This window comes from Lentimicrobiaceae bacterium (assembly GCA_020636745.1).
GTDB lineage: Bacteria > Bacteroidota > Bacteroidia > Bacteroidales > Lentimicrobiaceae > Lentimicrobium.
Genome location: JACJXH010000005.1, coordinates 277,975 through 288,042 on the forward strand (window position 1 = coordinate 277,975; position 10,068 = coordinate 288,042).

The window sequence follows — 10,068 nt, forward strand, 5'->3', positions numbered from 1 at the left end:
TTAATTTTAAAAACAACTACTATGAAAAAGGGCGTCAAAGCGGTAATTCTTCTGTTGGTCATAAGCCTGTTTCCTTTAAGTTTTGCATTTGCTCAGGCGGATGAAGAATCAGATTCACAAAGCACAGTTTCCGGTCCGAAATATGGTACTGATTCTGTATCTTGTGTTATGCATCTTTCACTATACCGCGAGTTTTACAAACAAAAAAATTACAAGGATGCATACAACCATTGGAAATGGGTTTTCAATAATTGCCCGGTAGCAAGTCAAAACACCTATATTGATGGTGCAAAACTGGTTACTGCAAAAATTGACGAAAACAAAGACGCAACCATGCGCAATAAACTCATTGACACTCTGATGATGGTTTACGATCAGAGAATCAAGTATTTTGGTCGTGAAGGATACGTGCTTGGACGCAAAGGCATTGATTTGTTCACCTATCAGCCTGAAAAAACCGAACAAATCTACCAGATCCTGAAAAAATCCGTTGACCTTTCCGGAAACAAAGCAGAAGGAGCTTCTTTGGTTTACTATTTCAGAAGCATCATCGGTATGGTTGACCTGAATAAACTTGAGAAATCATCAATTGTTGACGGCTACGATGTCATAAGTGGAATTATTGATTTCAATATTTCTCAGAATAGCGCTAATGCCAAGAAACTTGCTTCATGGGAAAACATAAAAGGCAACATCGAATCTACGTTCGAACCTTTTGCCACCTGCCCTGATCTCATTGCCATTTATGAGAAAAAATTCGCTGATACTCCCGATGACGTTGAGCTTCTCAAGAAAATTACAAGTATTCTCGAACGCAAAGACTGTGTAAAATCAGACTTATTCTACAAAGCAACCGAGAATCTTCACAAGCTGGAACCGAGTGCACAATCGGCTTACCTGATGGGAACACTCAATTTGAAAAAGGAAAACCTGTCAAAAGCTGCTGAATACATGCAGGAAGCAGCCAATTTATACGAAGATCCTACAGATCAGATAAAAGCCTATGAAATTCTTGCCAACATCAATTTCAACCAACGGAATTATTCTCAGGCACGCTCAAATGCAATGAAAATCCTGCAGATTAATCCTAATTATGGCAAGGCATATATGCTGATTGGCGACCTTTATGCTGCCAGTTCATCCATGTGTACAGGTGACGATTTGGGAGGGAAAACTGTTTTCTGGGCAGCTATTGATAAATATCTCAAAGCAAGAAACGTTGATCCTTCAGTTGAAGCCGACGCAAATGCCAAAATCGCCCAGTATTCAAAACACTTCCCGCCCTCAGGCGACCTGTTTTTCCGCGATTTGATTGAAGGAAATTCATATACAGTTGGATGCTGGATTAATGAAACAACCACCATCAGAGGTAGTAAATAAGTAACCTTTAACCGGTGAAAAACCAAACAAAGAATATACTCATACTTCAGATAACCAAAAGCGTTGCTATAGTTGCTATGGCAACGCTTTTCAGTTGCAAAAACGACATCAGTGAAGTTGCCCGCGTAAACCAGCCCGACACGCTGCCTTCGATGTATGCACGTGAAGTAAAAATAGCAGAAAGTGAAGCTGGCAGAATAAAGTACAACCTCACAGCCCCAATACTCAAAAGGTATGAATCAAACCAGGGCGCTGTTATAAAATTTCCGGAAGGATTTAAGGTTGTTTTCTATGACTCACTCCAGCCCGACAAAATCAGAACTGAAATTACGGCTGAATTTGGCGTCAACAATGAAGCCAAAAAAACCATGGAAGCCAGCAAAAATGTGATTGTTATCAACCATTTAAAGGGCGAAAAACTAAATACAGAACATCTGGTATGGGATCAGAACACTAAAAAAGTTTATTCCGAAAAATTTGTAACCATAACCACACCAGATAAAATACTATACGGCGAAGGCATGGAATCTGATGAAAAATTTGAACGCTGGAGTATAAAAAAACCCCGGGGAGAAATGTATATCAATGAAGACAAATAAGCCCTCAGCTTTTTACGGCATAATTCCTTACATTTGTCATACAATAGCAGAACTGTAAATGGAATTATTGATACCTATCATTATAACCCTTATACTTTCAGCTTTCTTCTCAGGCATGGAGATTGCCTTTGTATCGTCCAATAAACTGAAGATTGAAGTTGATAAAAATAAAGAAATACTTCAGGCCAGAATTTTATCAGGCTTCCTGAAAAAGCAATCAAGGCTAATCGGGGCGCTTTTGCTGGGAAACAATATTGCACTGGTTATTTTTGGCATATATTCAGCCAGGATACTCACACCTCCATTGCAAATGTTCCTGCCACAGGGCCCCGGTGCCGATGCATTGCTGCTCATCATTCAAACCCTGATTTCAACAATAGTAATCCTGCTGTTTGCCGAATTTTTACCCAAAGTCCTGTTCAGAATTAACCCCAATAAAGTACTCAATTTCTTTGCGGTACCCGTTTATGCGTTTTACTTATTGTTTTACCCGTTAATCATTCTGTTTATAGGCTTTTCGGAACTTTTTTTAAGATATTTTTTCAGGGTTAACATTACTCAGCCCGATTACGTTTTCAGCGCCATTGATTTGGATCATTATCTGAAAGAATCCAACGTTAACCAGCCCGATGATCACGACGATCGGCAGGAAATCCAGATGTTTCAGAATGTAAGGGATCTCAGTAACATTAAGCTGAGAGAATGTATGGTGCCCCGCAATGAAATAGCAGCACTGTCTTCAGATGAATCAATTGAAGTTTTGCAAAATTATTTCATTGAAACAGGCCATTCAAAAATATTGATTTACCAGCAGTCTATCGACAATGTGATTGGTTACACACACTCCTATGACCTATTCAAAAAACCGGCGGTTATTGATGAGATAATAAAACCAGTTATGATAGTTCCGGAAACAATGGCTGCCAACAAGCTACTCGAAATGTTTATCAGTGAACGTAAAAGTGTGGCTTTGGTAGTTGATGAATTTGGCGGAACAGCCGGAATGCTCACCATTGAAGATGTAATAGAGGAGATTTTTGGCGAAATCGAAGATGAGTATGACGTAGAGGATTTGATTGACAACCAACTTGACGAAGATGAATTTCTGCTTTCGGGCCGGCTTGAAATAGATTATCTCAATCAAAAATACAAATTCGGATTACCTGAATCAGATGATTACAGTACCCTTGCAGGATTTATCATACATCACCATGAAAGCATTCCGGTAATAAACGATGAAATCCAGATTGGGCCACATCTTTTTACGATTGTTCAGGCATCAGACACCCGCATTGAGCAAGTGCTCTTACGCCTGAATCCATCGTGAAAGGCTAATCACCTGAAATTAAGGCAGCACGAAAATCAGAAAATCTGCAAAAAAGCCGCAAAAATCCTACCGGAATTCCATTTTTATTTTTATCCTATCAGTTTTATTGTAAATTTGCACCCTCTTTCTTTACAGCGATAACAGGCAAAACAAAATAATAAACCCACCCAAATAAAAGCCCTGTTAAACAGCTATTTCCGAACTTTAATATAAAAATAAGATTGTTTTATTTTTGCTTTTTTATTGCATTATTTGTACCTTTGTTGTACCTTGATACGATTACTTGTACCTTGATACAACAAAAATAGGCCATGAAAAAGAAGCAACAGACCTCCGTAACCCTTAGAAAAAGGCTACTTTCAGACAAAAAGAAATACAGTTTGTACCTTGACTTGTACCCCGGAATTGAAGATACAAACACCGGCAAAGTACAAAGGCGTATTTATTTGAATAGTTATATCACAGTTAGGCCAAAGACTGATTTAGAAAGGCAATTAAACGATGAACGTTTGACAGCGGCCAATGCCGAAAGACTGAAAATTGAGGCAGCAATTCAGCGTGGCGAATATGGAAAGCCAAAAAGCAATATTTTTTTATTTGAATACTTTGAAAACTATGTAAGCAGTAAGAAAATTAGCGCAAGCATTTACAATGGCTGCCTGCAATTTCTTTTTGAGTTTACCAATAAGCAGAACATTAAAGTTGCCGATATTTCAGACAGCTTTGTAAAAGATTTCAGGGAATACCTTATCAATGCCAAAAACAGAAAAAACGGCAAGCCATTAAGCAAAAATTCAGCAGCAAATTATTTTGTTGTTTTTCGGGCAGTATTACACCAAGCATTCAAAGAAAAGTTATTGAGTGAAGATATTAGGGCAAGACATGAAAACATAAAAAAAACCGAAACACGCAGGGAATTTTTAACTTTGGACGAACTCCGCAAACTTGCACAAACCAACTGCAATAGTGAAATTCTAAAGAGGGCGTTTATTTTTTCTGCCCTAACCGGATTAAGATATTCAGATGTACAATCTTTGAAATGGCAGGATATAAGCACCGACAACGGCCAAACATACATCTACAAACGAATTGTTAAGAATAAAGGAATGGAACGCTTGCCGCTCACCGATGATGCATTACAATACATGGGTGAACGAAGCAGCGACACTGCAAATGTATTTGAAGGAATTGAATATAGTTATCACATGAATAACGACCTTAGGTATTGGGCTGCCTCCGCAGGAATAAACAGACATATTACCTTTCATTCAGCCCGGCATACCTTTGCCACATTACAGATAACTTTAGGAACTGATATTTATACAGTTTCAAAGATGTTAGGACATAAGGAGCTGGCTACCACTCAGATTTATGCTAAATTGATTGACAAAAAAAAGATTGAGGCAGTAAACAGGATAAAATTATAGAAAAATGAGTAAACAAGTAAAACTTAGCCCTGAACTTCAGGAAATATTTGATAAAATACCAGCAATTATAGAGTATTGCGAACGTGAGGCAATAGATTACTCTGCGAATGAGTTATCAAAAATAGAGCAAGAAATAAACCTTGCACCTGATGAATCTGATAAAATTATCCGTTTACATAGAGATAGAGCAATATTAAAATACAACGAATTGATTAATTCAGGTTTGCGCTTAATCCCCACAGATAAAACCGAAATACTGCAATTGATAGGGGGTTGGATGATTGCAAAAAATACATGGCAAATACCATTGCCTAAGGATTGCAGTTTTTCAAGTATAAAACCCGACCCATTAATGCACATTCACGCTGCCATTTATCCCGTTTACTATCAATACAATCTAATACAGGCCTGCAATGAATTACTGATCCCGACCAGTAAAACCCCGCCAAACGGCATTGATGAAGAAAGCAAAGGGAAAATAAAAATGCCAGAGGCTGCATTAATTTTGATTTATAGGAATGTTACACTGAAAGACCCCCGAACAGACCCGGAACAGAAGGCAAAAATTTGGGCTGAAAGATTTGGATTTGATAACTTAGGCTCAGGGGATGTACTATTCAGGAAATGGCAAAGTTTGAGTAAAAAAAACGGAATAACAGGATTTGATGAAACTCAGGTGCAAAAGATCAAAAACATGATTAAGCGTATTGAAAAGATAACACCTTACCTGAGAAAGCCCGAACAGCAAGAAAGGGCAGCTATTGACATTCAAAAACTGCAAATGAAACTAAACTAAAACAATACTCCGCAACCGGTTGCAATCGGTTGCAACCCATTGGCCTGAAATAACTTTGCTAAAAATAACAAACACATTTAGCAAAATGGAACAGGCTTTTTTATTTCAGATGCCAATAAGTGAATTTAAAGACTTTTTAAATTCAGCTATTGATGAGGCAGTCAATAAAACGCTGGCTGCCGTAACACCTGAGCAACCCGAATACCTGACTATTGACCAGTTGCGGGACTACCTACCTCAGAAACCAGCAAAACAGACCATTTATCAATGGGTGCACTTTAAGCAGATACCCTATCATAAAAGGGGTAAATCTGTATTGTTCAAACGTTCAGAGATTAACCTTTGGATAAGTAAGACAAGGCGAACCACTTTAGAAGAGGCTGAAAGGAGGTGAAAAATGGCAAATAAAGCAATTGCTCACCTACGACAGTTGGCGGCCGATGAAATAAAGCGCAAACACGCCAAATATCCCGAAACATTAACGCTGCCTATTAAAACCTATACCGATAAGACTGCAAACGGGCTAACCAGATGCATAATAGATTTTCTAAAATTTTCTGGTTGCCAAGCTGAACGAATTAACACCACAGGCAGACCAATTGACCGCAGGCAAATAATTACAAATGTAATCGGCCAGCAGCGAATGATTGGCTCTTTAGAGTGGATACCCGGAACAGGCACCAGAGGAAGCGCAGATATTAGCAGCACTATTCTGGGTAAGTCTGTAAAAATTGAAATCAAAATAAACAAAGATCGTCAGTCCGAAGCTCAGAAAGACTATCAGAAAGCAATTGAAAAGGCCGGGGGTATTTATTACATAGCAAAGGATTTTCAAACTTTTTTCGATTGGTACATGAAAACATTTAAAAACGGAGGGAAGCTATGATAAAAGAAAAAAGCCCCACCGGGCAAGGTAAGGGCAGCAGAATCATCAACAAAGATAAGAAATTCAGCAGACAAATACAAACTGTTACTGAATCATGGGCAAAATTGCCGGGTACCATGTTAGAAATTGCCCACCGCAACAACATAGAACGTGCAAATGTGTGCCGGTACGTTTCAGCCCTACGCAAATCAGAGCGTATTTATTTTATTGGCAAAGGCTATTGTTCAGTATCTAAACACATTGCCGGATTTTATACTACTGATTACGATTTGTTTATAGAATTGACAGGAGGGCAAAACAATGGATAATCAGTTACTCGAACAGGTAAAAACAAAAATTGAGGCGGTCAATAATATAGCTGCCACAATACCCCCCGAAACAGTCCGCTGGCTATCATTGTTAGATCAGGCTTATATTAATCCAGCCGAACCCATCACAAAACCCCCTGTATGCCTTTGGATAAAAGGGCAAAAAGGGGATAGCATTATTGGGAGTTTGGGTAATTTTTCAATGATAATAGGTAAGGCAAAGAGCCGTAAAACATTTATGATTACTGCGGCATTGGCAGCGGCCACAAAACATAATAGCGTATTAAATTTTATTGGTACCCTCCCCGATAACCAAAGCAATGTAATATATTTTGATACAGAACAGGGTAAATACCATGCTTATAAAACAGTGGAGCGTGTTTGCACATTGTCAGGAATTGAAATGCCTGAAAACTTTAAAGGCTACGGACTGAGGCCATACCCACCGGCCGAAAGGCTCAAAATGATTGAAACAGCCCTTTATAATACTCCTGGGTTAGGCTTTGTTTGTATTGATGGAGCAAGGGATTTAGTAAGCTCAATTAACGATGAAGAACAGGCCACAATGTTAACCAGCCTATTACTTAAATGGACAGCTGAGTTAAACATTCATATCATAGTTGTATTGCACCAAAATAAAAGCGATCAGAACGCGAGGGGACACTTAGGCAGCGAATTGCAAAACAAAGCCGAAACCACGCTATCAGTAACAAAGGACATTAAAAATAAAGATATTTCAATTGTTGAGGCTGAATATTGCCGGGACAAAGAACCGGAACCGTTTGCATTTGAAATATTTAACGGCCTGCCCTTGTTGGTTACTGATTGGGAGGTAAAGACAAATAAAGCCGGGGGCGCAAAGAAAGTAACCCCGGATGAAATACCACTTGATACACACGTTAAAGTTTTGAAAGAGGTATTTAAGACAGAACCTAAACCATTGGCGAACAGCCTATATTCAAATATGACTGTTCAATTTAAAAAGCTCTTTAATTTGGATATCAGACGCAATAAAGCAATAGAATTTGTAACGTATTACAAGGCCGAAGGGCTGTTATCTGTTAACGAAACACCAAAGACAAAAGACCGTTTTCACGTACTTAATGATATTCAGCAAATTACAAATGAATCAGAGCCTTTTTAACCAACAGTTTAACAGTTTAAACTATCACTCTAAACCATTAAACTATCACCGACAGTTTAACAGTTTAATAGTTTAAGCGTGTATTTATACGCTAAACCATTAAACTATCTAAACGTAAAAAAAAAACATTGAGGCAGCAAATGGACACAAGTAATAAGACAAGGCAAACGAACCACCAGACCACTACCCACCAGCACCGGTTTAGCTGGTTTAAATCCCAATATGATAAAACACCATCTGGAGCAATAACACTCAATCAGCTGTTTGACATTATCACAAAGCCCGAAACCGGTGGCGAAACAATATTAAAAGCTGCCACAATTGTTGATGAAATCAGAGCCGGCAAGGTAGATAAAACGGAGAAATCAAAGCTACCTGTTTTTACTGCCTCAGCAGTAATTAGCCGCAACGAAGGGGCATTTACCCCTGATCGTATAGTTGAGTATAGCGGTTTCACTCAGTTGGATATCGACCCAAAAGGGAATCCCGGCTTGCTAACCAGCCAAGCAGATGCCGAAATATTAAGGGACACACTGGCCGGTCTACCATTTGTTAAAATTGCCGCATTATCGGCCTCAGGTAAGGGGGTTTGGCTACTTGTAGGGGTGCCCGATGGGAAACTAAAACCATACTTTTTAGCATATCTGAACTACTTTGAATATTTGGGTATTAAGCTGGATGCAAGCAAAGGAACCCGGCCAAATCAGTTTAGATATTACGCACCTGATCGGGGGGCAATACTGAATGATATTTGCCAGCCTATTGCACTACCAAAGGAACAGGAACCTAAACAATTGATTAACACCATTAAGCCACAATTTATTAACACTGAACTAAGCCCAATAGCAGACTATAATAAACGGGGGGATATTGTGGCAGAATTAAAGAGGTTTGGATGGATTGTTATAAATGAAAACGGCAATAAAATCAGGCTAAAATCAGCAGCAGGCCAGCATAAGTTTAACTCTGAATATGACCGGCAAAAAAATTATTTTTTTGTATGGACAGACCACGACACACCATTTAAAGCTGATACCGGATACACCCCTGCCAGCACATGGGCTATATTAAATAATATTGACCCTGATAACCCTGCCGAATTAAACAAAGCACTAAGGGAGAACGGATATGGTAACAGGCAAACCGCTGATGGCTTTTTTAAGCGAATAACAGCGCAAGAACAGCAACCGCAACAAATACACCCGCAACAGTTAGAAAGTGCGCCACAGGCCACCGCAGAGGCCAACACGTGGGCGTTAATAGAACAACAATTCAGGGCAATGGGTGACGAAATAAACCTATTTATGAACCCCGGCAAGACAGAAGCGCAAATATTGTACGACCTTGAAATATTGAGCCAAGACCTTGCCAACAGGTATGGCAAACACTTAACACCGGATGAGTATTACAAGGCTTTAAAATGGCGAGAATCGCAGTTATCAAATGTAGTTTAGTAAGTATCTAAAAAAACTAACTTAAATGATACTGAAGTTAGAATCCAACGAATCCAACGACTTAAAGGAATCTTACGAATCTTACACGCTAAAAGAGTTATCAGGCTTAATACTTCATATCTAACTAACAATATTCTTACACTATAAAAAGGAATTTAGTTACACTATAAAAAGAGGAAAAACAGCACGAACTGCACACTATAAAAAGGGGTAAAACTTTACGAATCGGACACTATAAAAAAGCGGGATTATTTTTATAATAAATAAGATTTAAGCCAAATAATTTTATATTCAAGCGATTTACTATATTTGCACGCTGAAAACCAGCGACCTAAAAGGGGCAAATTTACAGGTTTTGTACCTTATCTGTACCTCATTAGGTCTAAGTAATTGATTTACAGGGTATGTAATTTAACACCCTCTTATAAAAATTTAATAAAATGGCTTTAATCGGAGATATTCGAAAACATTCAGGACTTCTGGTCATTATCATTGGTGTAGCATTAGCAGCCTTTGTACTTGGAGACTTATTATCAAACCGCCGTGGCCCTGCCAAAAACGCAAACACACTGGCTGAAATTAACGGCGAAAAGATACTTGCAACCGATTTCAACCAAAGGGTTGAAGAGAACCTCGAAGCACAAAAAATGAATACCGGGAAGGAAAACCCATCTGCTGAAGAACAGTTTCAGATCAGACAACAAACCTGGGAACAGGTATTGAACGAAACCCTGCTTCAGGAAGAAG

The 10,068-nt window shown here is 38.8% G+C and carries 11 protein-coding genes; all 11 read left to right on the plus strand.

Annotation, left to right across the window (positions count from 1 at the left end; all coding sequences use genetic code 11):
• Nucleotides 1-21 precede the first annotated feature (21 nt).
• Nucleotides 22-1,380 carry a hypothetical protein gene (locus H6541_10030; protein ID MCB9016121.1) on the plus strand — a complete coding sequence of 453 codons (1,359 nt, stop codon included), beginning with the start codon at nucleotides 22-24 and terminating at the stop codon, nucleotides 1,378-1,380.
• A gap of 14 nt (nucleotides 1,381-1,394) precedes the next feature.
• Nucleotides 1,395-1,979 (plus strand): LPS export ABC transporter periplasmic protein LptC, encoded by a 585-nt coding sequence (gene lptC, locus H6541_10035; GenBank protein MCB9016122.1) that lies wholly within the window; start codon nucleotides 1,395-1,397, stop codon nucleotides 1,977-1,979.
• A gap of 58 nt (nucleotides 1,980-2,037) precedes the next feature.
• Nucleotides 2,038-3,306, plus strand: coding sequence for an HlyC/CorC family transporter (locus tag H6541_10040; protein ID MCB9016123.1), 1,269 nt, complete (start codon nucleotides 2,038-2,040; stop codon nucleotides 3,304-3,306).
• 311 nt (nucleotides 3,307-3,617) lie between these two features.
• Nucleotides 3,618-4,733: a site-specific integrase gene (locus H6541_10045; protein MCB9016124.1), complete on the plus strand. Its 1,116-nt coding sequence runs from the start codon at nucleotides 3,618-3,620 to the stop codon at nucleotides 4,731-4,733.
• A 4-nt stretch (nucleotides 4,734-4,737) separates the two neighbouring features.
• The gene (locus H6541_10050) at nucleotides 4,738-5,529 is read left to right on the plus strand and encodes a hypothetical protein (GenBank protein MCB9016125.1); all 792 of its coding nucleotides are present in this window, start codon (nucleotides 4,738-4,740) and stop codon (nucleotides 5,527-5,529) included.
• 85 nt (nucleotides 5,530-5,614) lie between these two features.
• Nucleotides 5,615-5,923 (plus strand): helix-turn-helix domain-containing protein, encoded by a 309-nt coding sequence (locus H6541_10055; protein ID MCB9016126.1) that lies wholly within the window; start codon nucleotides 5,615-5,617, stop codon nucleotides 5,921-5,923.
• Nucleotides 5,924-5,926: 3 nt separating this feature from the next.
• A complete protein-coding gene (locus H6541_10060; protein ID MCB9016127.1) occupies nucleotides 5,927-6,415 on the plus strand; it encodes a hypothetical protein in 489 nt (162 codons plus the stop codon).
• Nucleotides 6,412-6,723 (plus strand): hypothetical protein, encoded by a 312-nt coding sequence (locus H6541_10065; GenBank protein ID MCB9016128.1) that lies wholly within the window; start codon nucleotides 6,412-6,414, stop codon nucleotides 6,721-6,723. Before H6541_10060 ends, H6541_10065 begins: the two co-directional genes overlap by 4 nt.
• A complete protein-coding gene (locus tag H6541_10070) occupies nucleotides 6,716-7,867 on the plus strand; it encodes an AAA family ATPase (GenBank protein MCB9016129.1) in 1,152 nt (383 codons plus the stop codon). The genes H6541_10065 and H6541_10070 overlap by 8 nt, the downstream gene beginning before the upstream one ends.
• A 140-nt stretch (nucleotides 7,868-8,007) precedes the next feature.
• Complete coding sequence (locus H6541_10075) at nucleotides 8,008-9,321, plus strand: hypothetical protein (protein MCB9016130.1); 1,314 nt, start codon at nucleotides 8,008-8,010, stop codon at nucleotides 9,319-9,321.
• Nucleotides 9,322-9,761: 440 nt separating this feature from the next.
• Nucleotides 9,762-10,068, plus strand: a 307-nt coding sequence (locus tag H6541_10080) for a SurA N-terminal domain-containing protein (protein MCB9016131.1), incomplete at its 3' end; no start/stop codon positions are given.